Origin of the sequence: Pseudogulbenkiania ferrooxidans 2002 (assembly GCF_000174355.1) — a bacterium.
Classification (GTDB): Bacteria; Pseudomonadota; Gammaproteobacteria; order Burkholderiales; family Chromobacteriaceae; genus Pseudogulbenkiania; species Pseudogulbenkiania ferrooxidans.
Window position 1 is genome coordinate 16,443 of sequence record NZ_ACIS01000008.1, and the last position, 24,420, is coordinate 40,862.

Below are 24,420 nucleotides of genomic sequence, written 5' to 3' on the forward strand. Positions count from 1 at the left end.
CGTTATCTACTCATGGTGGACGAGATCGGGCAGAAAACAAGCGGAAATCAGGGTGGGAAACGAAAAAGCCGCCAGATGGCGGCTTGTCGGAGAGGCATGGAACACAGCACCGATGGCAGTGGGTGAGCGAGCCAAAGCAGCTTGAGTGCCGCCAGCGTTCAGAAACCGGACTGTATACCGAGTACAGGAAAATTCCGCGTCGCGGAGACAATCGGAGATCGGCACGCAGTACTGCCGGGGCTCAAGCTGAGCAGGCGTCGCCACCTGATGAACAGGCTCTCGGGTTCAGGGGTAGAACCAGAGCAGGCTGTAGCCCATCGCGCGGACCTTGCCGACGTCGAAGCGCATGGCGATGCGTATCTCGCTGTTGCCCTTGAACTGCATGGCCTTGTAGTCGTCGGGCTTGAGGTATTCCTGTGGCGAGAACACCTTGCGGATCACCACCTGGTCCTCGGCATCCTTCAGCGTGACCTCCAGCATCGGATAAGCCTGCGGGTACGCGGCGTGGTTCTTCAGCGTGGCAGCCAGCTGGATCAGGTTCTGCTGATCGGGCACGAAGGACAGTTCCGACCATTCGGTACGGATCAGCGCGCTGTCGGTTGGCAGCGGCACGCTGCAGCCGACGCCCTGGCACAGTTTTTCCAGCGTCGGGCGCAGTTCCGGCACCTCGGCGGCAATGCGGGTACGGTTGAGGTAGACCAGCTGCAGCGCCAGGGCCAGCACGCCGATCAACGCCACGCCGGCCATCAGCCAGGTCTGCCAGTTTCCCGCCCGGCGCGCCGCTGGTGGTGGGGGCTCGAAGCCGGGGATATCTGCGCCCGGGTCGAAGACGGGTTCCGCGGAGTCCGCCTCCGGCATCACCATCACCGTGGCCCCCTTTGGCTGGCCACGTTCTTCCCGTGTTTCGGTTTCGTTGTGAGCACCACGCGTGGCGGGGGCGGCGTGTTCCGACAGCGTCTCTTCCAGCAGTGCTTGCAAGGGGTCGGCGGCGGGACGCGGCGGCGTTTCCGACGCCGCGAACGGGTCGCCGATCGGCGCCGTGGCATCGCGGTGCTGCATCGCCTCGGACAGGGCGCGCTGGAACGTGGCCATGTCATTGGCGTCGGTGGCCGGTGCACTGACGGTGGCTGCTACAGCCGTCTCTACCGGTGGCGCCGTCTCGGTGGCCGGGGGGCTGCCCAGCGGGTCGAAGTCGGGCAACTCCAGCTCGAAGTCGTCGCCCGGGTCGGGGCGGCTGGCGGGCACGGCAGGGGCGGGTGGGGGCGGTACCGGCGGCGTCGGCGCGAGCAGCGGGGGCTCCGCCACGATCATGTGTTCGGTGGCGTTGAAGACATGCGCACAGCGCCCGCAGCGGACCAGGCCGTTGGCAACGGCGAGCTGGGCATCGCTAACCTTGAAGCGGGTCTGGCAGCCGGGGCACTGTGTCGTATGCGTCATACCGTGGCGTGTCGGGTTCCAGTGAGTCGGGTCCAGCCTTCGTCGAATACCGGCGGTTCCATGTCGAACCAGGTTGCGTAGATGGCGGACAGCTCTTCCGCCTGCTCCTGCAGGATGCCGGACAGGACGATCTTGCCACCGGCCCTGACGTGGCCGGAAAGGAGTTCACCCAGCAGGCGCAGCGGGTTGGCCAGGATGTTGGCCAGCACCACGTCGTACTGCGCTGGCGGGGTGGCGTCGGGAAGGTAGAAACGGGCGACCACCTGGTTCTGGGCGGCGTTGTCCTGGCTGGCGCGCACCGCTTGCGGGTCGATGTCGATACCGACCGCCGAGGCCGCGCCGAGCTTGAGCGCGGCGATGGCCAGGATGCCCGAGCCGCAGCCGTAATCCAGCACGCTCTCGCCGCCCTTGATGTTGGCGTCGAGCCATTGCAGGCACAGCCGCGTGGTGGGGTGGCTGCCGGTGCCGAAGGCGAGGCCGGGGTCGAGCTGCAGGTTGACGGCGGCGGGGTCCGGGCTCTCGTGCCAGGTCGGCGTGATCCAGAGCCGTTCCGAGATGCGGATCGGCTCGAACTGGGCCTGGGTCAGTCGCACCCAGTCCTGTTCTTCGACCCGCTCCTCGGCATAGTGCGGCAACGCGATCCCGCACTGGGTGCTGGCGGCTGCGATGATCAGCGCGACGTCGGCGGCTTCGTCGAACAGCGCGATGATGCGGCTCTGGCTCCACAGCTTGTCGACCGGTTCGCCCGGTTCGCCGAAAATCGGCTGCTCCAGCTCGGTGCCGGCCAGCGCGTCCTCGATGGCGGCCGACAGCGCGCCGGCGTCCATCAGGGCGTCGGCCAGCTGCTCGGCCACCACGGAGTCGGTGTCAATGGTGGCTTGCAGCCAGGCCATCAGGCGCTCCCCTTCTTCATCTGGGCCAGACGCTCTTCCAGGTAGTGGATGCTGGTGCCGCCCTTCTGGAAGGCGCCGTCCATGAACAGTTCCTGGTGCAGCGGGATGTTGGTCTTGATGCCGGTGATCGCCATTTCGGACAGCGCCACGCGCATGCGCGCCATCGCTTGCTCGCGGGTGTCGCCGAAGGCGATCAGTTTTCCGACCATCGAATCGTAGTGCGACGGAACAGTGTAACCCTGGTAGATGTGCGAGTCGATGCGGATGCCCGGGCCGCCGGCCGGGTGATAGCTTTCGATCTTGCCCGGGCTCGGCACGAAGGTGAACGGGTCTTCGGCGTTGATGCGGCACTCCATGGCGTGCCCCTTGAATACGATATCCTTTTGCTTGTAGCGCAGTTTCTCGCCGGCGGCAATACGGATCTGTTCCTGCACGATGTCGATGCCGGTGATCATTTCCGTCACCGGGTGTTCGACCTGCACGCGGGTATTCATCTCGATGAAGTAGAACTCGCCGTTCTCATAGAGGAATTCGAAGGTGCCGGCGCCGCGGTAGCTGATGCGGCGGCAGGCGTCGGCGCAGGCCTCGCCGATCTTCTTGCGCTGGGCGTCGGTGATACCCGGGGCCGGCGCTTCCTCGATGATCTTCTGGTGGCGGCGCTGCATCGAGCAGTCGCGCTCGCCGAGGTAGATGGCGTTGCCGTACTCGTCGGACAGCACCTGGATCTCGATGTGGCGTGGCTGCTCGAGGAATTTCTCCATGTACACGGTCGGGTTGCCGAAGGCCGCCGCCGCTTCGGTGCGGGTCATGTTGACCGAATTGATCAGCGCCGCCTCGGTGTGCACCACGCGCATGCCGCGTCCGCCGCCGCCGCCAGAGGCCTTGATGATCACCGGGAAGCCGATCTTCTTGGCCATCTTGGTGATTTCGACCGGATCGTCCGGCAGCGCGCCGGCGGAACCGGGCACGGTCGGTACCTTGGCTTCGATCATCGCCTGCTTGGCCGAGACCTTGTCGCCCATCAGGCGGATGGTTTCCGAGCGCGGGCCGATGAAGACAAAACCGGACTGCTCGACGCGTTCGGCGAAGTCGGCGTTTTCCGACAGGAAGCCGTAGCCGGGGTGGATGGCCTGGGCGTCGGTGACTTCGGCGGCGGCGATCAGCGCCGGCACGTTGAGGTAGCTCTGGCCGGACGGGGCGGGGCCGATGCAGACCGACTCGTCGGCCAGCTTGACGTACTTGGCGTCGCGGTCGGCTTCGGAGTGCACGACCACGGTCTTGATGCCCATTTCGCGGCAGGCGCGCTGGATACGCAGGGCGATCTCGCCGCGGTTGGCGATGAGGATTTTTTCAAACATGGGGAACACCCGTGAAAAGCGAAACGTGAAACGCGAAAAGTGCGGGCGGGCCGATCACTTTTCCCATTTCACGTTCCTCGATATTGGGACTTACTCGATGATGAACAGCGGCTCGCCGTATTCGACCGGCTGACCGTCTTCGGCCAGGATGGCCTTGATCACGCCGGAGCGGTCGGCTTCGATCTCGTTCATCAGCTTCATGGCTTCGATGATGCACAGGGTGTCGCCGGCGCTGACGTTCTGACCGACTTCGACGAAAGCCTTGGTGCCCGGGCTCGGCGAGCGGTAGAAGGTGCCGACCATCGGCGACTTCAGTGCGTTCTTGCTGTCGATGGCGGCCGGCGCCGCGTCGACCACGGCGGCAGTGGCCGCGACCGGCGCCGCTGCCGGCATCTGAATGGCGTGCATCGGCTGGGCGTAGGTGATGTTGGCATTGGCCGATACGCGGGTGATGCGGACTTTTTCTTCGCCTTCGGTCACTTCGAGCTCGGCAATGCCGGATTCCTCGACGAGATCGATCAGTTTTTTCAGTTTGCGCAGGTCCATGGCGATCCTTCGAATGGGATGTTCTGTTTGGGGCAGGAACTCAGTTCCGGGCGGCAAGCTGCTTCACAGCATGCGCCAGGGCCAGTTCGTAGCCGTGTGCACCCAGCCCGCAGATGACGCCGACCGCCAGATCGGAAAAATACGAGTGCTGGCGGAAAGGTTCGCGGGCGTGGACGTTGGATAGGTGGATTTCGATGAAAGGGACTTTGACGCCGGCCAGCGCGTCCCGCAAGGCCACGCTGGTGTGCGTGAACGCGGCGGGATTAATCAGAATGAACGCGGTGCCGTCGTGCAGGGTCTGGTGCACGCGTTCGATCAACACGTGCTCGGCATTGCTTTGCAGCGCTTCCAGCGCAAAACCGGCGGCCTGGGCTTGTTCGCTCAGGCGTTGGTTGATGGCGTCGAGCGTTTCGCGGCCGTAATGTGCGGGCTCCCGAACCCCTAGCAGGTTCAGGTTGGGGCCGTGCAAAACAAGGATTTTTAGGGTCAAGACTTACGTCCCGTTCTTCATCATGGGCGCGAGTTTGCCGTAATTCGCTGCAAGATGTCCAGCTTTTGCAGTTTTTAACTCGTGTGTGATCGCGGCGGGAGTGTGGGGAAAATGCCGCGTGGGTGGGTATGGCTGGCGACAACCGGTCAATTGTAGTCGCCTGTGGCGGAATGTCCAGCCGCATGACGAGGCGGTAGCGACGCGGTCGGCGGTTCGCGTCTTCTGCCCGCTGCCAGCGGGGGGCGATGGAGGGTATAATCGGGCGGTTTACCCGCGCGAACGAGCTTATGCAGTTATCCGATTTCGATTACCACCTGCCCGACGAACTGATTGCCCAGCATCCCCCCGAGCACCGCGGTGCCAGCCGCCTGCTGCACGTGGATGGCTTGGCGCTCGCCGACCTGTCGTTCGGCGCGGTGCTGGAGCGCATCCAGCCGGGTGACGTGATGGTGTTCAACGATACCCGGGTGATCAAGGCGCGGTTGTTCGGCGAGAAGGCGTCCGGCGGCAAGGTCGAGGCGCTGGTCGAACGGGTGCTCGATGAGCACACGGTGTGGGCGCACGTGCGCGCCAGCAAGTCGCCGAAGCCGGGCAGCACGATCACCTTTGCCGGCCGCTGGCAGGCCGAAATGGTGGAGCGCGACGATGCGCTGTTCAAGCTGCGCTTTCTCGACGCCGAGAACGTGTTCGACATCCTCGAGGCCTCGGGCAAGCTGCCGTTGCCTCCTTATATCGAGCGCGATACCGACAGCGACGACGACAGTCGCTATCAGACCGTTTACGCCCGCGAGCGCGGGGCGGTCGCGGCGCCGACCGCCGGTCTGCACTTCACCGAGGCGATGCTGGACGCGTTGCGGGCCAAGGGCGTGATCCTGGCCTACGTGACGCTGCACGTCGGTGCCGGCACCTTCCAGCCGGTGCGGGTCGAGAACATCGCCGAGCACAAGATGCACAGCGAAATCTACGAGATTCCGCCGGCCACCGTGGACGCCATCGCCGCGGCGCACGCTGCCGGACGCAAGGTGCTGGCGGTAGGCACCACCAGCATGCGCGCGCTGGAATCGGCGGCGCAGGGCGGGGCGCTGGTGGCCGGGCGCGGTGAGACCGACATCTTCATCACCCCGGGCTACCGCTTCCGGGTGGTGGATCGCCTGCTCACCAACTTCCACCTGCCCAAGTCGACGCTGTTGATGCTGGTGTCGGCCTTCGCCGGGGTGGAACCCATCCGCAACGCCTACCGCCACGCGGTGGAACACCGTTACCGTTTCTTCAGCTATGGCGACGCCATGCTGCTGGAGAAGCAAGCCGACTGACCCGGATCAAGGTTGGCCGAAGACGCTTCGGCCAACCTTGAGGCCCGTTTTTGTACGATGGAGCACAGCATGGCCGCAGCGCACCCGACGCCGCTTCCGACGGAAATCAAACTGCACACCCAGTCGAAACGGCTGGAGATCACCTTCGACGACGGCGCCCGCTTCGAGCTGCCGTGCGAGTACCTGCGCGTCCATTCGCCGTCGGCCGAGGTGCGCGGCCACGGCGTCGGCAACGAGGTGCTGCAGGTCGGCAAGCGTCACGTGGCGATCACCGCGCTGGAGCCGGTCGGCCACTACGCGCTGAAGATCGTGTTCGACGACGGTCACGACAGCGGGCTCTACAGCTGGGCCTATTTATACGAGCTGGGCGTCAAGCACGACCAGTACTGGCAGGATTATCTTGATCGACTCGCCGCCGCTGGCGCGAGCAGGGAGTAAGCATGGACAAGCAGACGCATTTCGGTTTCAAGACGGTCGACGAGAGCGAGAAGGCCGGCAAGGTGGCCGAGGTGTTCCACTCGGTGGCCAAGAAGTACGACGTGATGAACGACCTGATGTCCGGTGGCCTGCACCGGGTGTGGAAGCACTTCACCCTGAACACCGCCGGCGTCAAGCCGGGCGACAAGGTGCTGGACATCGCCGGCGGTACCGGCGACCTGTCGCGCGGCTGGGTGCAGCGCGTCGGCAAGACCGGTGAAGTATGGCTGACCGACATCAACAGCTCGATGCTGACGGTCGGGCGCGACCGCCTGCTCGACGAAGGCATCGTGCTGCCGGTGGCGCTGGCCGACGGCGAGAAGCTGCCGTTCCCGGACAACTACTTCAACCTGGTGTCGGTCGCCTTCGGCCTGCGCAACATGACGCACAAGGACGCGGCGCTGAAGGAGATGCACCGCGTGCTGAAGCCGGGTGGCAAGCTCTTGGTGCTGGAGTTCTCCAAGGTGTGGAAGCCACTGTCGCCGTTCTATGACCTGTACTCGTTCAAGGCGCTGCCGATCATGGGCAAGCTCGTCGCCAACGATGCCGAGAGCTACCAGTACCTGGCCGAGTCGATCCGCATGCATCCGGACCAGGAAACCCTGAAGCAGATGATGCTCGATGCCGGTTTCGGCAAGGTCGACTACCACAACCTGTCGGCTGGTGTGGTCGCCTTGCACAAGGGCTACAAGTTCTGAGCGCCATGGACGGCATTACCAACCTGTGGGCGTTCGTCGCAGCCGGTTTTCTGCTCAACGTCACGCCGGGGCCGGACACCTTCTACATCCTCGGGCGCAGTACCGCGCAGGGCAGGGCGGCCGGGCTGCTGTCGGCGCTGGGCATCGGGCTGGGGAGCGTGGGGCACACGCTGCTGGCGGCGTTCGGGCTGTCGGCGATCCTGGCGACCTCGGCCACGGCCTTCCTGCTGGTGAAACTGCTGGGGGCGGCGTACCTGATGTGGCTGGGGTTGAAAATGCTGAAGAGCGGCGGCGGTGTCGCCGCGCTGCCGGCGCCCGCCGCGGCCGACGGCTGGCGCGTGCTGCGTGAGGCCTGCCTGACCAACTTGTTCAACCCCAAGGTGGCGCTGTTCTTCCTCGCCTTCCTGCCGCAGTTCGTCAAGCCGGGCGCCGGTGCCGCGTCGTTCGTGATCCTGGGCCTCGCCTTCGTGGCCACCGGGCTGGTGTGGTGCTGCGGCCTGGCACTGCTGGCGGCGCGCCTGGGGGCGTGGCTGCGGCGCAGTGGCGTGTCGCGCCGGCTCGACCGGGTCTGTGGCGGGTTGTTCATGGCGCTGGGGGTGAACCTGTTGTTTGCCCGGCTGAAAGCCTGAGTCCGGCCGGCCACAGCGTCGTCCGGCGATGTCGCGGGGCTGTCGTGTCCAAGCGCCGGAGCCTGGCCGACGTCGCGGTGTAAATACAAGGATAGTGAGATGAAGCTCCAGATTGCCGCCTTCAACCATGTGTTGAACCAGCACCCGGCAGTGCGCGACGAACTCGCCCGCTTTTCCGGCCGGCGCGTGTCCATCCAGCTGCCGCCGCTGGCGGTGAGCGGCGTGTTCACCGAGGACGGCTGGCTCGCCGCCTGCGAAGGCGAGCCGGAGGCGGTGATCCGTCTCAAGCACAGCGTGGCGCTGGCCACGCTCAGCGGTCGCCAGCCGGATCTGGCGGACATCACGCTGGAGGGCGATACCGAGCTCGCCACCGCGGTGGCGCGTCTCGTCGGCGGGCTCAAGTGGGACGCCGCCGAGGACCTGTCGCGCGTGGTCGGCGACGTCGCCGCCAGCCGCCTGGAAAAGCTGGCGCGCGGCGTGCTGGGCGTCAAGGGCGAGATCGCCTGGCGCCTGGCGGAAAACTGGATCGAGCACCTGCGCGAGGAAGCGCCGCTGCTGGCCAAGAAACCTCAGGTCGATACCTTCGTCCACGCCGTCGACACCCTGCGCGACGACGCCGCGCGGCTGGAGAAGCGCCTGGCGGCGCTGGAAGCCGCCGTTAACCCCAAGAATTCATAAGGCTCCCTGCCGATCATGCGGATTTCGCGTTTCATCAAGATCGTTTCCACCTTCTACCGTTACGGCCTCGACGACTTCTTCGAGGGCCATTCCCGGCTCGGTTTCGTCCATACCCTGTTCCGCTTCTGCCCGCTGCGGCGCGACACCTCGGCACCGCTGCCGCAACGCGTGCGCGAGGCGCTGGAGAGCCTGGGGCCGATCTTCGTCAAGTTCGGCCAGGTGCTGTCCACCCGGCGCGACCTGCTGCCGCCGGACTACGCCGACGAGCTGGCGCGGCTGCAGGACAAGGTGCCGCCGTTCGACGGAGCATTGGCGCGCCAAGTCATCGAGCAGAGCTTCGGTCGCACGGTCGACAGCCTGTACGCCGACTTCAACGAAGTGCCGGTGGCCAGTGCCTCGGTGGCGCAGGTGCACAAGGCCTGGCTGAAGCTACCGGATGGCAGCAAGGGCAGGGAAGTGGCGGTCAAGGTGCTGCGCCCCGGCATCCAGCTGGTGATCGAGCAGGACCTGGCGCTGATGCGCACGCTGGCGGGCTGGGTCGAGCGCTTCTTCGTCGACGGCAAGCGTCTCAAGCCGCGCGAGGTGGTCGGCGAGTTCGACAAGTACCTGCACGACGAGCTCGACATGATGCACGAGGCCGCCAACGCCTCGCAGCTGCGCCGCAACTTCACCGGTTCCGACCAGCTGATCGTGCCCGAGGTGTTCTACGACTACACCACGCGCGAGGTGCTGACGCTGGAGTGGATGCACGGCACGCCGATCTCGCAGATCGAGCGGCTGCGCGAGCAGGGTATCGATCTCAAGAAGCTGTCCCGTTTCGGTGTCGAGATCTTCTTCACCCAGGTGTTCCGCCACGGCTTCTTCCACGCCGACATGCACCCGGGCAACATCTTCGTGGCGCCGGACGGGCGCTACATCGCACTCGATTTCGGCATCGTCGGCTCGCTCACCGACGTCGACAAGCATTACCTGGCGGTCAACTTCCTCGCCTTCTTCAACCGCGACTACCACCGTGTCGCCACCGCCCACATCGAGTCGGGCTGGGTGCCGAAAGACACCCGCGCCGAGGAACTGGAGGCGGCAGTACGCACCGTGTGCGAACCGATCTTCGAGAAGCCGCTGTCCGAGATTTCGTTCGGTCTGGTGTTGTTGCGCCTGTTCGAGACCAGCCGCCGCTTCAACGTCGAGATCCAGCCGCAGCTGGTGCTGCTGCAGAAGACGCTGCTCAACATCGAAGGGCTGGGGCGCCAGCTCGACCCTTACCTCGACCTGTGGGACACCGCCAAGCCTTTCCTCACCAAGTGGATGAACGAGCAGATCGGCTGGCGTGGCCTGATCAAGACGCTGCGCCACGAGGCGCCGCAGTGGGCCACCACGCTGCCGACGCTGCCGCGCCGCCTCAACGAGGCGCTCTCGGCCAGCCGTGGCGAACTGCTGATCGAGGGTTACATGCACCTGATGCGCGAGCAGAAAAAGCAGAATTTCCGGCTGGCGCTGATCGCGCTGCTGCTGGGGGCGCTCTTGCTGCGCAATTTTCTGTGAGCCTGATGCCTTCAAGGTGGGGAATCGATTCTTGATGGCCTGACCCTGTTTGAACGGTCCTTCTGCCGCCTGCCGTTGGTAGGTTGGCCGAAGGACTTGTTTTTCGTCATTCGTTTAAGTAAATTATATAATGTAATTTACTTAAACGAATGGATGGATCATGAGTCACAATTACCAGGAACTGGCTTCGGCCATCGGCAGCAAGGTGGCGGAACTGCGCCGCGAAATTCCGGAAACCATGAAGGGCTTCGGCCAGATGAGTCGCGCCGCGCATAACGATGGCGCGCTGTCCAACAAGAACAAGGAGCTGATCGCGCTGGCGATCGGCATCGCCAGCCGCTGCCAGGGCTGCCTGGCTTTTCACGCCAAGGCACTGGTCGAGCTGGGCTGCAGCCGTGGCGAGTTTCTGGAAATGCTGCAGGTGGCGGTGTACATGGGAGGGGGACCGTCGCTGATGACGGCGGCCGAGGCGCTGATGGCCTACGAGTCGTTCGGCGGGCAACGCGCCGTGCAGCCGGAGCGGGAAGCCGCCGTGCTGTGACCGCGCCGGCCGCCGCCGGATGACCCCATGGCAAACGCCGCTCCTTTAGACGGGGAGCGGCGTTTTGCCGTGTTGCGGAGCGGGGTGTGCGTCAGCTGAACAGCGCGACGATCACGCGGCGGTCTTCCGCCAGCAGAATGTTGTAGGTGCGGCAGGCGGCCTGGGTATCCATCACCTCGACCCCGATGCCGGCGTTGGTCAGGACTGCGGTCAGGCGCGGGTGGGGGAAGCGCAGGCGCGCGCCGCTGCCGAACAACACTACCTCCGGCGTGAGGTCGAGCAGCAGGGCAAAATGCTCGCTCGCCAGTTCCTCGAAGCTGGCCGGCGCCCACGGCAGCACCTCGTCCGGGGTGACGACGAGGTTGCCGTCGTGGCGGACCTGGTTGATCAGGACATGGCCTTCGCCGTAGCCGGTGAACAGGTTGCGGCCTTGGCCGCTGGCTTGATGCAGTTTCATGGAGAGCTTCCTGGGCGGGGTTTTGCTGCTAGTGCAGTGCACCACGTATTGGGATAGGATTATACCTTGACCCGCCGCCAAGGACGACCGCCGGTATCGCGCCGGTGCCGTCGTGTTTGCCGCACCCAGGGGATGAATCTTGAACGAACACTCACCGCGTCGCCGCAAACGGGCCAAGGGTTCCGGCGGGCGGAATGCCACGGTAAACGACACTGCCATGCAGCCTGTACACAAATCACAAAAACTCGCCAACGTCTGTTACGACATCCGCGGACCGGTCCTCGAGCACGCCAAGAAAATGGAAGACGAAGGCCACCGCATCATCAAGCTCAACATCGGCAACCCGGCGCCGTTCGGCTTCTTCGCTCCGGACGAGATCATCGAGGATGTGATCGCCAACCTGCCGGACGCCTCGGGCTATTCCGACTCCAAGGGCCTGTTCGCCGCGCGCAAGGCGATCATGCACTACGCCCAGCAGAAGCAGCTGCCGAACGTGGCGATGGAAGACATCTACATCGGCAACGGCGCATCCGAGCTGATCGTGATGGTGATGCAGGCGCTGCTCGACACCGGCGACGAAGTGCTGGTGCCGGCGCCCGACTACCCGCTGTGGACCGCTGCGGTCAGCCTGGCCGGCGGCAAGGCGGTGCATTACGTGTGCGACGAGCAAGCCGGCTGGTTCCCCGACATCGAGGACATCCGCGCCAAGATCAACGCCAACACCCGCGCCATCGTCGTCATCAACCCCAACAACCCGACCGGCGCGGTCTACCCGCCCGAGCTGCTGGCCGAAATCGTCGAGCTGGCGCGCCAGCACCAGCTGATCATCTACGCCGACGAAATCTACGACAAGGTGCTGTACGACGAGGTGCAGCACACCTCGATCGCCAGCCTGGCGCCGGACGTGCTGTGCGTCACGCTCAACGGCCTGTCCAAGAACTACCGCGCCTGCGGCTACCGTGCCGGTTGGATGGTGCTGTCGGGCGAGAAGAAGCACGCCCGCGATTACATCGAAGGCCTCAACATGCTGGCCTCGATGCGCTTGTGCGCCAACGTGCCGGCGCAGTTCGCCATCCAGACCGCGCTGGGCGGCTACCAGAGCATCAACGACCTGGTGGCCCCGGGCGGGCGGCTGGCGCGCCAGCGCGATCTGGCGCACGAACTGCTGACCGCCATCCCCGGCGTCAGCTGTGTCAAGCCGCAGGGGGCGCTCTACCTGTTCCCGCGCCTCGACCCCAAGATCTACCCGATCAGCGACGACCAGCAGTTCATCCTTGAACTGTTGCAGGAAGAAAAGGTGCTGCTGGTGCAGGGCTCCGGGTTCAACTGGATCGCCCCGGACCATTTCCGCGTGGTGTTCCTGCCCAACAGCGACGACCTGATCGAGGCCATCGGCCGCATCGCCCGCTTCCTCGAAAACTATCGCAAGCGTCACGGTACCGACTAGGCTCAAGTTTTAGCGTTACAACGGCCACGATCGTGGCACAATGGACCGCGCAGTACGGCAGTAAAGCAGGGGGCCGGCAGGCTCCCTTTTTTTTATCGGCGCAGGACCCAGCGGCAAGCGCGTTACGCCCTTGCCGGTAGGCCTTGAGCCGGGGACACATAAAAAAATCTGACACCATTCAATATCAGGAGATGCCATGCAGCCGATCAACATTGGTCTGATGGGAGTAGGGACAGTCGGTGGCGGTACCGCCACCGTACTCAAACGCAACGCCGAAGAGATCAGCCGCCGCGCCGGTCGCGAGATTCGCCTGTTCATGGCGGCCAACCGCGAGCTGGAACGCGCGCGTGAAGTGGTCGGTCCGGATGTGCCGGTGGTCGACGACGCCATGCAGATCGTCAACCACCCCGACGTCGACATCGTGGTCGAGCTGATCGGCGGTGACACCATCGCCAAGGAGCTGGTGCTCAAGGCCATCGAGAACGGCAAGCACGTGGTCACCGCCAACAAGAAACTGCTGGCCGTGCACGGCAACGAAATCTTCGCCCGAGCCCAGGAAAAGGGCGTGATGGTAGCGTTTGAAGCCGCCGTGGCCGGCGGCATCCCGATCATCAAGGCGCTGCGCGAAGGCCTTTCGGCCAACCGCATCGAGTGGATCGCCGGCATCATCAACGGCACCTCCAACTTCATCCTGACCGAAATGCGCGACAAGGGCTCGAGCTTCGCCGATGTGCTGGCCGAGGCACAGCGGCTGGGCTATGCCGAAGCCGACCCGACCTTCGACATCGAGGGCCACGACGCCGGCCACAAGCTCACCATCATGGCGTCGATCGCCTTCGGCATCCCGATGCAGTTCGACAAGTGCTATCTGGAAGGCATCAGCCAGCTCGACGGCCGCGACATCAAGTACGCCGAGGAGCTGGGCTATCGCGTCAAGCTGCTGGGCCTGACCCGCCGCACCGACGCCGGCATCGAGCTGCGCGTACACCCGACGCTGATCCCGGAAGACCGCCTGATCGCCAACGTCAACGGCGTGATGAACGCGGTGATGGCCAAGGGCGACGCCATCGGCCCGACGCTGTACTACGGTGCCGGCGCCGGTGCGCTGCCGACCGCGTCCGCCGTGGTGGCCGACATCGTCGACGTGGCCCGTCTGCTGACCGCCGATCCCGAGCACCGCGTGCCGCACCTGGCGTTCCAGCCGGACCGCCTGCAGGACACCCCGATCCTGCCGATCGACGAGATTCACAGCTCCTACTACCTGCGCATCGCCGCGGCCGACCGTACCGGCGTGCTGGCCGAGATCACCCGCCTGCTGGCCGACAACGGCATCTCGATTGAGGCACTGATCCAGAAGGGCGCGGATGCCGACGGCTCCGCCGAAGTGGTGATCCTGACTCACCGCGTGCAGGAGAAACAGGTCAACCGTGCCATCGCCTCCATCGAGGCGCTGGATAGCGTGGCAGGCAAGGTGGTGCGCCTGCGCATGGAAGAACTCAACGGCTGAACGGAACCCCTATGCATTACATCAGCACCCGCGGCGGCATGCAGCCGCTGGAATTCTCCGACACCATCCTGATGGGCCTGGCCCCGGATGGCGGTCTCGCGCTGCCGGAGCATTACCCGCAGATTGGTCGTGAACAGCTCGACGCCTGGCGCGGCCTCTCCTACGCCGCGCTGGCGTTCGAGGTGATCCGCCTGTTCGCCACCGACATTCCCGAAGCCGACCTCAAGGATATGCTCGACCGCACCTACACTGCCGACGTGTACGGCTCGGCCGAGATCACCCCGGTCAAGCGCCTCAAGGACGGCCTGGTCATCCTGGAACTGTCCAACGGTCCTACGCTGGCGTTCAAGGACATGGCGATGCAGTTCCTCGGCAACCTGTTCGAGTACGTACTGGCCAAGAAGGGCGAAGAGCTCAACATCGTCGGCGCCACCTCCGGCGACACCGGCTCGGCGGCCGAGTACGCGATGCGCGGCAAGGCCGGCATCAACGTCTTCATGCTGAGCCCGGACGGCCTGATGAGCCCGTTCCAGCGTGCGCAGATGTACAGCCTGCAGGACGAAAACATCCACAACATCGCCATTCGCGGCATGTTCGACGATTGCCAGGACATCGTGAAAGCGGTGCAGAACGACCACGCCTTCAAGGCGCGTCACAAGGTCGGCACCGTCAACTCGATCAACTGGGCGCGCGTGGTGGCGCAGGTGGTGTACTACTTCAAGGGCTACTTCAACGCCACCGCCAGCAACGACGAGCAGGTCAGCTTCTGCGTGCCGTCCGGCAACTTCGGCAACGTCTGCGCCGGCCACATCGCGCGCCAGATGGGCCTGCCGATCGAGCGCCTGATCGTCGCCACCAACGAGAACGACGTGCTCGACGAGTTCTTCCGCACCGGCATCTACCGTCCGCGCGGCACCGCCAACACCTGGGTCACCTCCAGCCCGTCGATGGACATCTCCAAGGCGTCCAACTTCGAGCGCTTCGTGTTCGACCTGGTCGGCCGCGACGCGGCCAAGGTACGCGAGCTGTGGGCCAAGGTGGATTCGGGCGAGGGCTTCGACCTGTCGTCCGAGCTGGCGGCGGTGCGCGAGCGTTTCGGCTTTGTCTCCGGCAAGAGCACCCATGCCGACCGCCTGGCAACGATCCGCCTGGTCGATCGTGAAGACGGTGTGGTGGTGGATACCCACACCGCCGACGGCATCAAGGTGGCGCGCGACGTGCGCCGGCCGGGCGAGACCGTGGTCTGCCTGGAAACCGCCCTGCCGGCCAAGTTTGCCGACACCATCCGCGAGGCGCTGGACCGTGACCCGCCGCGCCCGGCCGGTTTCGACGGCATCGAGAACCTGCCGCAGCGTGTCACCGTGTTCGACGCCGACGCCGCCGCGGTGAAAGGCTTCATCGAAGCCGCATTGGCCTGAGCCAGTACGACTCGAGGAAACGATCAAGGCCCCGTGAGGGGCCTTGATCGTTTCCGGGGTGGTGGTGGGGCCGTCTGCCGAGGCGCCCTCCACCCGGCGATTTCTCGGGTAGAATGAGGCACATGCAAAAACGCCTTATCGCCTTGTCGCTCCTGCTGGGCCTCCTGCTCCACCCGCTCGAGCTCTTGGCCGCCACTCAGAATCTGGCGGCACTGGAGCAGGCTGCGCGCCGCTTCGTCGAGCAGGAGCTGCGCTTTCGGCCGGCGACCTTCACGCTCGGCCGGCTCGATCCGCGTCTGGCGTTGCCAGCCTGCGAGCAGCCCCAGGTGAGTTGGTCGGCAGGGGCCGTGCCCAGTGGCAACTCCTCGCTCGACCTGTCCTGCCCGGCGGCAGGCTGGTCGTTGCGGCTGCCGGTGACGATTGCCGAAAAGAGAATGGGCGTGGTGGCGACCCGTCCGCTCAAGGCCGGAGAGCTGCTGGCCCCGGACGACGTCAGGCTGGCGGAAATGACCTCGCCGGCGCTCAGCCGCAACGTGCTCAACCGGCTCGACCAGGCGATCGGCCAGAGCATGAGGAGCAGCGTGCCGGCCGGTGCCTGGCTGCGCAGTTTCATGCTGCAGCAGCCGGACGTGATCCGGACCAATCAGCGCGTGAAGGTGCTGGCGCAGGGCGATGGTTTTGTCGCGACGGCCGAAGGCACGGCGCGAGGCAATGCCGCCGCCGGCGAGTCGGTGCGGGTGAGGATGGCCAGTGGCCGCGAGGTCAGCGGCGTGGCCCAGGCCGACGGCAGCGTGTTGGTGTCGTACTGAGCAAAAATAAAATCCTCAAGATTGTGTTGTTCCAGTCGATAATAAGTACAAATCCCCAAACTCTCTCGTGGAAGGACGTTAGCCATGAAAATCGACAACACGAGCAAGGCCCTTGGAGCGTACGGCGCCCAGAGCAAGCCCGTGCGACGGGAGAGCACCCCCAGCACCTCGGACAGCGCTTCCGCTTCGGCGTCCGATAACGTCGCCATCAACCCCAAGATCGGGGCCGTCGAGCGCGAGGTGGCCAACGCCCCGGCTTTCGATGCCGCCAAGGTCGACGCCATCAAGCAGGCCATCGCCTCCGGCTCGTTCCAGATCAACCCGGACAAGATTGCCGACCAGCTCATCGCCTCGGCGCAGGACCTGCTGTCCCGTTGAGCCCCGCCAACCTTTCCGACTGAACCATGCCGCAAGCCGAAACCTTTACCGCCTTGTGCCAGGAGGAAACCACCCAGCTCAAGGCGTTGGCGGAACTGATGCAACGCGAGCAGGCGGTGCTGGTGCGCAACGAGGTGGCCGCGCTCGAGCCCCTGGCCGAGGAGAAGGGGCGTCTGCTGGAGCGGCTGGCCGAGTCGTCTCGGCGGCGTGCCGCACTGATGCAGTCGCTCGACCTGATCGATGCCGAACGGGTGCACGCGTGGCTTGCCGACAAGAATGCGGCCCGCCGCGCCTGGGCCGAGCTCGACGCGGCCCTCAAGCAGGTGCAGGCGATCAACCGCCTCAACGGGGAGCTGGTACAGCGCCATCTCGCCCTGACCGAGGAAACGCTCGAGGTTCTGCGCCAAGCCGCTATCTCCACACTCGGCTACGGCAAGGACGGAGCCCCGCCCACCCTGTCCGGCGGCGGCCGTCATCTCGGCTCGGCCTGAGCGGGTCGGGTGGGCGCGACGATGCCTTTGTGGTATCGTGCGTCTGGGCCAGAGACCACCTCAAGACCATAAGCCATGACCCTGCTATCCCTGATCTTCGCACTCGCACTCGAGCAACTTCGCCCGCTGGGTAACCGCAACCGGGTCTGGCTGCTGTTCACCCGCTACGCCAATCACCTGGAGCGCAACCTGAACGCCGGCTACAACCGGCATGGCGTGATGGCCTGGCTGGCGGCGATGCTGCCGCCGTTGCTGATCGCCCTTGGCGGCTACTACCTGCTGGCGGCGGTGAGCCCGGTATTGGGGCTGGCGTGGAACGTCCTGGTGCTGTATCTCACCATGGGGTTCCGCCATTTCTCCAGTTCGTTCTCCGAGATTTCGGTGGCCTTGACGGAAGGGCGCGATTTCGATGCGCGCCAGACGCTGGCACACTGGACCGGCCAGCCGACGGCGGAACTGTCGGTCAACGAGATTTCCCGGCTGTCGATCGAGCAGGGCGTGGTGGACAGTTACCGCCATGTGTTCGGCACCATGTTCTGGTTCCTGATCCTGCCCGGTCCGGCGGGGGCCGTGCTGTATCGGCTGAGCTACATCCTGTCGCAGAAGTGGGGCGAGCGCAGTTCGGGCGACGATCTGTTCGGCCGCTTCGCCGCGCGGGCCATGAGCTGGCTGGACTGGATTCCGGTGCGCCTGACGGCGATCAGCTTCGCCATCATGGGCGACTTCGAGGACGCGCTCTATTGCTGGCGCTCGCAGGCTCGTACCTGGGGCCACTACGCGCACGGCATCCTGCTCGCGTCGGCGGCCGGTGCGCTAGGCGTCAAGCTGGGTGACCCGGTACGGCAGGACTACACCATCAAGTTCCGTCCGGAGCTGGGGCTGGGCGAGGAGTCCGATCCCGACTACCTGAAGAGCGCGGTGGGGCTGGTGTGGCGCTCCGCCTTGCTCTGGCTGTTCGTGATCCTGTTGATCAGCGTTGCCGCCCAACTGAGCTGATCGACCGGCTGGCGCCGCCTTCGGGCGGCGTCGGCCTTTTTATTTGTTACTGAAACCAACATCCGTTTCGAGACAGCCGACCGCCGGCCGGCCGTCTCAGGCTTTACCGCAGGAGTATTGTTCATGTCATTTGCCGAGCTTGGGCTGTCGCCGGAGATTCTCCGCGCCATCGACGAGCAGGGTTATTCCGAACCCACGCCGATCCAGGCCAAAGCCATTCCGCTGGTGCTGTCCGGGCGAGATCTCCTTGCTGCCGCGCAGACCGGCACCGGCAAAACGGCGGCGTTCATGCTGCCGATCCTGGAACGCCTGAAGAAATTTGCCAGTACCAGCGCCTCGCCGGCCATGCACCCGGTGCGCGCGCTGATCCTGTCGCCGACCCGCGAGCTGGCCGACCAGATCGCGGTCAATGCCGCCGCCTATACCAAGTACCTGCCGCTGCGCTCCACCGTGGTGTTTGGCGGCATGAACATGGACCCGCAGACGCAGGAGCTGCGTCGCGGCGTCGAGATCCTGATCGCCACGCCGGGTCGTCTGCTCGACCACGTCGGCCAGAAGACGGTGCAGCTCAACAAGGTCGACGTGCTGGTGCTGGACGAAGCCGACCGCATGCTGGACATGGGCTTCATCAACGACATCCGCAAGATTCTCGGCATGCTGCCGCGTACGCGCCAGACCCTGCTGTTCTCCGCCACCTTCGCGCCGGAGATCAAGCGCCTGGCCGAGGAGTTCATGCACGACCCGCAGACCGTCGAAGTGGCACGGCAAAATTCGACCAACGCCCAGGTCGAGCAGCTGGTGTTCTCGGTGGACAGCCAGCGCAAGCGCTACCTGCTGTCGCACCTGATCCGCGAGCGCCAGATGGGCCAGGTCATCGTGTTCTGCAAGACCAAGCTGTCCGCCGACCAGCTGGCGCGCGATCTTAAGCGCGACGGCCATGCCGCTGAGGCGATCCACGGCGATAAGGCGCAAGGCGCCCGCCTGGAAACCCTGACCGCGTTCAAGAACGGCGAGGTCAAGGTGCTGGTGGCGACCGACGTGGCGGCGCGTGGTCTGGATATCTCCGAACTACCCTACGTGGTCAACTTCGAGCTGCCCAACGCGCCGGAAGACTATGTGCACCGTATCGGCCGTACCGGCCGGGCCGGCGCCTCCGGCGTGGCCATCTCGCTGATGGGGCAGGACGAAGGCAAGCAGCTCGAGGCGATCGAGAAGCTGACGCGGCAGACGCTGAAGCCGCAGCCGGTGTCCGGCTTCTGGCCGTCGTGGCTGGAGCGTCCGGCCGACGAGATCGCGCCGCCGCCGCGCCGCTCGGCGGAGAACGGGCGCGGCAACAGCCGCAGTGCATCGCGTGCCCCGGTGGCAGCAGCCCCCGTTGCCGAGCCGCTGCGCAAGCCGGTGGACAACGGCGAACCGCGCAAGGTATTCAAGGCACGCATAGGCAAGCGCCAGCGCGAGGTTCCGGCGCTGTTGCTGCCGCCGCGCTACAAGTAAGATCGTATGGCCAACCCCGCAGCTTCGGCGGGGTTTTTTGTTGCCGGCAAAAAAAGAGACCCCGCAAGCGGGGTCTGTCAGAGCAACACACCAAAAAAGGGAAAACGGGTTGGCTTGTCAGCAGAAGATCACCAGCGCCGCCATGGCGCCGTGTGCGCCCATCACCAGGCTCTGCTCGATGTCGGCGGTACGCGACGAGCCGGAGATGAAGGCGCCGAAGCCATGCTCGCGGATGGCGATCTGACCGTAGGCGTCGCGCATGGTGTCGACCAGCTTGTCCTTGGGCACCACCATCACCAGCTTTTCCGTGAGGAAATACAGCGAGCGGAAGATGTTGTCGGGGTGGCTGATCCACACCGCGGCGTTTTCCGCCACGGCGAGCTCACCGGGCACGATGGCGACGTCGACGTCGTGCCAATCGTGCGGGGTAAAGGCCTCCTCGTGCGGCATCGTGGTCAGGTCGACGGTGCGCCCGGTCTTCGGCCAACGTTGCGCCACCACGTCGGCCACGCTCTGGCCGTCGGCCAGCCAGATGGCCTCGCCGCCCAGATTGCGGATCAGGCCGGCGAAGGCGGCGAATTTGTCATCGAAGGTGACGAACGGCACGGAGTGGATGTCCGGCAGCGCCGGCCCGCCGGGGCGGTTGCGGTGGATCTTGGCCAAGATGGCGTCGCGGCTGCTGCTCATTGCTTGTCCTCCTGGCGGCGGCGGTAGAGTTCCTTGAAGCTGTGTTCCGGCATCTCGGGCAGCTCGCGTCCCGGCCGGCTCCACGCCGTGCCGTCCTTGATGAATGCCGGCAGGATCGGCACCACCTTGCGCATCGCCTTGCCGCCGGCATCCATCAGTGCCGGGTGCTGGGTCAGGAAGCGCATCGCCAACAACCCCATCTTCTTGGCCGGCTTCAGGGTTCCGGCGTCGAAGGCCCGCTTGCGCTGCAGGATGAGCTGTTCGTGCAGGTTGATCTTCACCGGGCAGACGTTGGAGCAGGAGCCGCAGGTGGTGCAGGCGAAGGCCATGCTGCCGTGCTTCTTGATGTCGCGGCTCGGGCCCAGCGTCGAGCCGATCGGCCCCGGTATGACGTAGCTGTAGCTGTGGCCGGAGCTGCGCCGGTACACCGGGCAGGTGTTCATGCAGGCGCCGCAGCGGATGCAGCGCAAGCTGGCGTAGAAGTCCGGGTTGCCGAGGATGTCGCTGCGGCCGTTGTCGACGATGACGATGTGCATCTCGCCGCCCGGCCGCGCGCGGTGGAAGTGCGAGGTGTAGGTGGTCACCGGCGAACCGATCGCCGAGCGTGCCAACAACCGGGTGAACACGCCCAGGTGCTCCAGCTTGGGGATGATCTTCTCGATGCCCATCGAGGCGATGTGCAGGGGCGGCAGCGCGGTGCCGAGGTCGGCGTTGCCCTCGTTGGTGCACACCACCACGCCGCCGGTCTCGGCGACGGCGAAGTTGACCCCGGTCAGCCCGGCGTCGGCCGTCAGGAAGTGCTGGCGCAGGTTGGCGCGCGCGGCATGGGTCAGGTAGGTCGGGTCGTTGTTGCCGGCCTCGGTGCCGAGCTCTTCATGAAACAGCTCGGAAATCTGCTCTTTCTTGAGGTGGATCGCCGGCATTACGATGTGGCTCGGCGGTTCGTGCCGCAGTTGCACGATGCGCTCGCCCAGGTCGGTGTCGATCACCTCGATGCCGCGCTCCTCCAGGTACGGATTCAGCCCGCACTCCTCGGTCAGCATCGACTTCGACTTCACCAGCTTCTTCACTTGGCGTGCGTCCAGGAGCTGGTGCACGATGCGGTTGTGCTCGGCGGCGTCGGCGGCGAAGTGCACGGTGACGCCGTTGCGGCGCGCGTTCTCCTCGAACTGGACCAGGTAGTCGTCGAGTTTGGACAGCGTGTGCGCCTTGATCTGTTCGGCCAACTTGCGCAGCTCTTCCCACTCTGGCAGCTGTTTGGCCTGGACGTCGCGCTTCTGGCGCACGAACCAGATCGCCTGGTCGTGCCAACTGGCGCGGGCGCGGTCGGCGAGGAACTCGCGCGCGGCGTCCGGGTGATGAATGTTGTCGGCCTTCATGCGGCACCTCCGCGACCGGTGAGGATTTCCACCACGTGCAGCGGGCGGATGGTGCGTCCGTTGTGGCGGATGATGCCGCCCATGTGCATCAGGCAGGACGGGTCGGCGCCGACGATGTACTCAGCCCCGGTGGCCTCGTGCTGGGCCACGCGGTCGCGCCCCATCGCCACCGAGACGTCGGCCTCGTCCACGCTGAAGGTGCCGCCGAAACCGCAGCACTCGTCGCGTCGTTCCGGCAGGCCGATCTCGATGCCGTCCACCAGTTGCAGGATGCGCTCCAGGCGCGACTGGTAGGGGATCATCAGCTCGCTCGGGCTGGCGTGGTGCAGCTCGCGCAGGCCGTGGCAGCTCTGGTGGATCGACACCTTGTGCGGGAAGTGCACCGGCTTGGGCAGTTTCTCCACCTTCAGCACGTCCTGCAGGAATTCGACGATCTCGAAGACCCGTGGCTGCAGGCGCTGGAAGTCGGCGTTGTCGGCGATGTACCAAGGGTAGTGGTGGGTCACGTGCGAGACGCAGCTGCCGGAGGGCGCCACCACGTAGTCGAAGTCCTTGAACACGCCGGTGAAGCGCAGGGCGGCCTCGCAGGCGCCGCTGCTGTCGCCGTTATTGGCCAGTGGCTGACCGCAACAGGACTGTTCCATGGGGTAGGCCACGTCTACGCCGTAGCCTTCCAGCAGTTCCAGCGTGGCCATGGCGACGTGGGGATACAGTTCGTTGACGAAGCAGGGAATGAACAAGCCGACTTTCATGGGGACCTTCCGAGTTGTTTCCCGCGGCGGGCAGGGGTGTCATGCTGCATTAAAGCCCCGCGGCAGGGCTTTGCCAATGCGGAGTAACCCTTGGCGCGGAAAAAGCCGCTGCGGCGCCCCCGGCAAGCAAATACCCGCCGCATGCCATTGATTGGCTGAAAGTGGCGATTTTCCGGGTTTTATTGGTCAAATTGTACATGGCCGGAGCGCCCGTCCCGGCTCGATTTGCTGCGTTGCGGGGGGCGTTCTGGATATCGCCCGAAAACATCCTTGCAATTCGCCCCAAGATATGGTCAGAATCGGGGTTCGAATTTTTAATCTCCCATATGTAAGAGCAAGCATGGCACTCATCGTACAGAAGTACGGCGGCACCTCGGTGGGCACCACCGAGCGTATCAAGAATGTCGCCCGGCGCATCGCCAAATGGAAGGCTCAGGGACATGATCTGGTCATCGTGGTTTCCGCCATGAGCGGCGAAACCAACCGCCTGATCGGTCTGGCCAAGGACATTCAGGAGTATCCGGACGCGCGTGAACTCGACGTGCTCGTGTCGACCGGCGAACAGGTCACCATCGGCCTGCTGGCGATGGCGCTGAAGGAAATCGGCGTTCCGGCCAAGAGCTACTGCGGCTGGCAAGTGCCGGTCGTCACCGACAGCTCACACAGCAAGGCCCGCATTCAGTCGATCGACGACGCTGCCATGCGTGCCGACCTCGACGCCGGTCAGGTCGTCATCGTGGCCGGTTTCCAGGGCGTCGACGAACTGGGCAGCATTACCACGCTGGGCCGTGGTGGTTCCGATACCTCGGCCGTGGCGCTGGCCGCCGCCCTCAAGGCCGACGAGTGCCAGATCTACACCGACGTCGACGGCGTCTACACCACCGACCCGCGCGTGGTGCCGGAAGCCCGCCGCCTCAAGACCATTACCTTCGAGGAAATGATCGAGATGGCGAGCCTGGGCTCCAAGGTGTTGCAGATCCGCTCGGTTGAATTCGCCGGCAAGTACAAGGTTCGGCTGCGTGTACTCTCCAGTTTCGAAGAGGAAGGGGAAGGCACACTGATCACGTTCGAGGAAGACCAAAACATGGAAAAGGCCGTAGTCGCAGGCATCGCATTTGACCGTAACGAAGCGCGCATCAACGTGAAAGGCGTGCCGGACAAGCCGGGCATCGCCTACCAGATCCTGGGCCCGATCGCCGATGCCAACATCGAAGTGGACATGATCATCCAGAACGTGGGCGAGAACGGCACCACCGACTTCTCCTTCACCGTGCCGCGCGGCGAGTTCCAGCGCACCCTGGGCATCCTGCGCGACGTGCAGACCCACATCGGCGCCGCCAAGATCGACGCCGACGACAAGGTCGCCAAGATCTCCATCGTCGGTGTCGGCATGCGTTCGCATTGCGGCATCGCCTCGACCATGTTCCGTACCCTGGCCGAAGAGGGCATCAACATCCAGCTGATCTCCACCTCGGAAATCAAGGTGTCGGTGCTGGTCGACGAGAAATACCTTGAGCTGGGCGTGCGCGTGCTGCACAAGGCCTTCGGCCTCGATCAGACGGTCGAAGCCTGATCACAGGGGGGTTGACAGGGTGAGATGTCATCTTTAATATGGCGTCTCTCTCACGGAGAAATGGCCGAGTGGTCGAAGGCACTTCCCTGCTAAGGAAGCATACGGGCTTAAACCTGTATCGAGGGTTCGAATCCCTCTTTCTCCGCCAGACAGCGCATCCGTAGCTCAGTTGGATAGAGTATCTGGCTACGAACCAGAGGGTCGGGCGTTCGAATCGCTCCGGATGCGCCACTGTCCCCATCGTCTAGAGGCCTAGGACACTGCCCTTTCACGGCGGCGACCGGGGTTCGAATCCCCGTGGGGACGCCAGTTTCAACAAAAAAGCCAACCTTCGGGTTGGCTTTTTTGTTTTTCCCTCGGCCAGCGGCCGGGCGCCTTGCCCGGTATCGAGCGCCGTATCAAGCCAGGGCTCCTGTGGCGCCCCGGCCTT

General features: G+C 64.9%; 25 protein-coding genes and 3 tRNA genes. 19 read left to right on the plus strand and 9 right to left on the minus strand.

Annotated features, from left to right (window positions below):
• Window positions 1-285: 285 nt before the first annotated feature.
• From FURADRAFT_RS14145 to aroQ, 5 genes are all read right to left on the minus strand, one after another.
• Window positions 286-1,437 (minus strand): DUF3426 domain-containing protein, encoded by a 1,152-nt coding sequence (locus FURADRAFT_RS14145; protein ID WP_008954852.1) that lies wholly within the window; start codon window positions 1,435-1,437, stop codon window positions 286-288.
• Window positions 1,434-2,330: a 50S ribosomal protein L11 methyltransferase gene (prmA, locus tag FURADRAFT_RS14150; protein WP_008954853.1), complete on the minus strand. Its 897-nt coding sequence runs from the start codon at window positions 2,328-2,330 to the stop codon at window positions 1,434-1,436. Before prmA ends, FURADRAFT_RS14145 begins: the two co-directional genes overlap by 4 nt.
• Window positions 2,330-3,688, minus strand: a complete 1,359-nt coding sequence (gene accC / locus FURADRAFT_RS14155) for an acetyl-CoA carboxylase biotin carboxylase subunit (RefSeq protein ID WP_008954854.1) — start codon at window positions 3,686-3,688, stop codon at window positions 2,330-2,332. Before accC ends, prmA begins: the two co-directional genes overlap by 1 nt.
• 90 nt (window positions 3,689-3,778) lie before the next feature.
• On the minus strand, window positions 3,779-4,234 hold the full coding sequence (gene accB, locus FURADRAFT_RS14160) for an acetyl-CoA carboxylase biotin carboxyl carrier protein (protein WP_008954855.1): 456 nt from the start codon (window positions 4,232-4,234) through the stop codon (window positions 3,779-3,781).
• A gap of 40 nt (window positions 4,235-4,274) precedes the next feature.
• The gene (gene aroQ, locus FURADRAFT_RS14165; protein WP_008954856.1) at window positions 4,275-4,724 is read right to left on the minus strand and encodes a type II 3-dehydroquinate dehydratase; all 450 of its coding nucleotides are present in this window, start codon (window positions 4,722-4,724) and stop codon (window positions 4,275-4,277) included.
• Window positions 4,725-5,011: 287 nt separating this feature from the next.
• Here aroQ and queA point away from each other — a divergent pair, with 287 nt between their 5' ends.
• From queA to FURADRAFT_RS14200, 7 genes are all read left to right on the plus strand, one after another.
• Complete coding sequence (queA, locus tag FURADRAFT_RS14170; RefSeq protein WP_040652984.1) at window positions 5,012-6,037, plus strand: tRNA preQ1(34) S-adenosylmethionine ribosyltransferase-isomerase QueA; 1,026 nt, start codon at window positions 5,012-5,014, stop codon at window positions 6,035-6,037.
• A 69-nt stretch (window positions 6,038-6,106) separates the two neighbouring features.
• Window positions 6,107-6,475 (plus strand): gamma-butyrobetaine hydroxylase-like domain-containing protein, encoded by a 369-nt coding sequence (locus FURADRAFT_RS14175; RefSeq protein WP_008954858.1) that lies wholly within the window; start codon window positions 6,107-6,109, stop codon window positions 6,473-6,475.
• Window positions 6,476-6,477: 2 nt separating this feature from the next.
• A complete protein-coding gene (ubiE, locus tag FURADRAFT_RS14180; protein WP_008954859.1) occupies window positions 6,478-7,212 on the plus strand; it encodes a bifunctional demethylmenaquinone methyltransferase/2-methoxy-6-polyprenyl-1,4-benzoquinol methylase UbiE in 735 nt (244 codons plus the stop codon).
• A 5-nt stretch (window positions 7,213-7,217) separates the two neighbouring features.
• Window positions 7,218-7,841, plus strand: a complete 624-nt coding sequence (locus FURADRAFT_RS14185; protein WP_008954860.1) for a LysE family translocator — start codon at window positions 7,218-7,220, stop codon at window positions 7,839-7,841.
• A gap of 99 nt (window positions 7,842-7,940) precedes the next feature.
• Entirely contained in the window at window positions 7,941-8,519 is a 579-nt protein-coding gene (locus FURADRAFT_RS14190) for a ubiquinone biosynthesis accessory factor UbiJ (RefSeq protein WP_008954861.1), read from the plus strand.
• A 15-nt stretch (window positions 8,520-8,534) separates the two neighbouring features.
• On the plus strand, window positions 8,535-10,061 hold the full coding sequence (ubiB, locus tag FURADRAFT_RS14195) for a ubiquinone biosynthesis regulatory protein kinase UbiB (protein ID WP_008954862.1): 1,527 nt from the start codon (window positions 8,535-8,537) through the stop codon (window positions 10,059-10,061).
• Between the two features lie 160 nt (window positions 10,062-10,221).
• Entirely contained in the window at window positions 10,222-10,602 is a 381-nt protein-coding gene (locus tag FURADRAFT_RS14200; RefSeq protein WP_008954863.1) for a carboxymuconolactone decarboxylase family protein, read from the plus strand.
• A gap of 91 nt (window positions 10,603-10,693) precedes the next feature.
• On the opposite strand, the gene FURADRAFT_RS14205 is transcribed toward FURADRAFT_RS14200, so the two are convergent.
• Entirely contained in the window at window positions 10,694-11,059 is a 366-nt protein-coding gene (locus FURADRAFT_RS14205; protein ID WP_008954864.1) for an Mth938-like domain-containing protein, read from the minus strand.
• A gap of 217 nt (window positions 11,060-11,276) precedes the next feature.
• On the opposite strand from FURADRAFT_RS14205, the gene FURADRAFT_RS14210 reads away from it, so the two are divergent.
• The 8 genes from FURADRAFT_RS14210 to FURADRAFT_RS14245 all read left to right on the plus strand — a co-directional run bounded on the left by FURADRAFT_RS14210 (window position 11,277) and on the right by FURADRAFT_RS14245 (window position 19,599).
• Window positions 11,277-12,506, plus strand: a complete 1,230-nt coding sequence (locus FURADRAFT_RS14210) for a pyridoxal phosphate-dependent aminotransferase (RefSeq protein ID WP_008954865.1) — start codon at window positions 11,277-11,279, stop codon at window positions 12,504-12,506.
• A 196-nt stretch (window positions 12,507-12,702) separates the two neighbouring features.
• Window positions 12,703-14,013, plus strand: a complete 1,311-nt coding sequence (locus tag FURADRAFT_RS14215) for a homoserine dehydrogenase (protein WP_008954866.1) — start codon at window positions 12,703-12,705, stop codon at window positions 14,011-14,013.
• A gap of 11 nt (window positions 14,014-14,024) precedes the next feature.
• Window positions 14,025-15,431 (plus strand): threonine synthase, encoded by a 1,407-nt coding sequence (gene thrC, locus FURADRAFT_RS14220; protein WP_008954867.1) that lies wholly within the window; start codon window positions 14,025-14,027, stop codon window positions 15,429-15,431.
• 122 nt (window positions 15,432-15,553) lie between these two features.
• Window positions 15,554-16,240 (plus strand): flagellar basal body P-ring formation chaperone FlgA, encoded by a 687-nt coding sequence (gene flgA / locus FURADRAFT_RS14225; RefSeq protein WP_008954868.1) that lies wholly within the window; start codon window positions 15,554-15,556, stop codon window positions 16,238-16,240.
• A gap of 84 nt (window positions 16,241-16,324) precedes the next feature.
• On the plus strand, window positions 16,325-16,618 hold the full coding sequence (gene flgM / locus FURADRAFT_RS14230) for a flagellar biosynthesis anti-sigma factor FlgM (RefSeq protein WP_008954869.1): 294 nt from the start codon (window positions 16,325-16,327) through the stop codon (window positions 16,616-16,618).
• Between the two features lie 26 nt (window positions 16,619-16,644).
• Window positions 16,645-17,109: a flagella synthesis protein FlgN gene (locus tag FURADRAFT_RS14235; RefSeq protein ID WP_008954870.1), complete on the plus strand. Its 465-nt coding sequence runs from the start codon at window positions 16,645-16,647 to the stop codon at window positions 17,107-17,109.
• Window positions 17,110-17,184: 75 nt separating this feature from the next.
• A complete protein-coding gene (locus FURADRAFT_RS14240; protein ID WP_008954871.1) occupies window positions 17,185-18,105 on the plus strand; it encodes a CobD/CbiB family protein in 921 nt (306 codons plus the stop codon).
• Window positions 18,106-18,228: 123 nt separating this feature from the next.
• Window positions 18,229-19,599, plus strand: coding sequence for a DEAD/DEAH box helicase (locus tag FURADRAFT_RS14245; protein ID WP_008954872.1), 1,371 nt, complete (start codon window positions 18,229-18,231; stop codon window positions 19,597-19,599).
• 117 nt (window positions 19,600-19,716) lie between these two features.
• On the opposite strand, the gene FURADRAFT_RS14250 is transcribed toward FURADRAFT_RS14245, so the two are convergent.
• The 3 genes from FURADRAFT_RS14250 to FURADRAFT_RS14260 are packed head-to-tail and all read right to left on the minus strand — an operon-like array spanning window position 19,717 to window position 22,417.
• The gene (locus FURADRAFT_RS14250) at window positions 19,717-20,286 is read right to left on the minus strand and encodes a LutC/YkgG family protein (RefSeq protein ID WP_008954873.1); all 570 of its coding nucleotides are present in this window, start codon (window positions 20,284-20,286) and stop codon (window positions 19,717-19,719) included.
• The gene (locus FURADRAFT_RS14255; RefSeq protein ID WP_008954874.1) at window positions 20,283-21,665 is read right to left on the minus strand and encodes a lactate utilization protein B; all 1,383 of its coding nucleotides are present in this window, start codon (window positions 21,663-21,665) and stop codon (window positions 20,283-20,285) included. Before FURADRAFT_RS14255 ends, FURADRAFT_RS14250 begins: the two co-directional genes overlap by 4 nt.
• Complete coding sequence (locus tag FURADRAFT_RS14260; protein WP_008954875.1) at window positions 21,662-22,417, minus strand: (Fe-S)-binding protein; 756 nt, start codon at window positions 22,415-22,417, stop codon at window positions 21,662-21,664. Before FURADRAFT_RS14260 ends, FURADRAFT_RS14255 begins: the two co-directional genes overlap by 4 nt.
• A 340-nt stretch (window positions 22,418-22,757) precedes the next feature.
• Between FURADRAFT_RS14260 and FURADRAFT_RS14265 the strand changes: the two genes are divergently transcribed.
• The 4 genes from FURADRAFT_RS14265 (at window position 22,758) to FURADRAFT_RS14280 (ending at window position 24,299) form a co-directional block, all read left to right on the plus strand.
• A complete protein-coding gene (locus FURADRAFT_RS14265) occupies window positions 22,758-23,990 on the plus strand; it encodes an aspartate kinase (protein WP_008954876.1) in 1,233 nt (410 codons plus the stop codon).
• Between the two features lie 54 nt (window positions 23,991-24,044).
• Window positions 24,045-24,138 (plus strand) — tRNA-Ser (locus tag FURADRAFT_RS14270).
• A gap of 6 nt (window positions 24,139-24,144) precedes the next feature.
• Window positions 24,145-24,221: transfer RNA gene (locus FURADRAFT_RS14275), tRNA-Arg, on the plus strand.
• A 2-nt stretch (window positions 24,222-24,223) separates the two neighbouring features.
• Window positions 24,224-24,299 (plus strand) — tRNA-Glu (locus FURADRAFT_RS14280).
• Window positions 24,300-24,420: the final 121 nt, after the last annotated feature.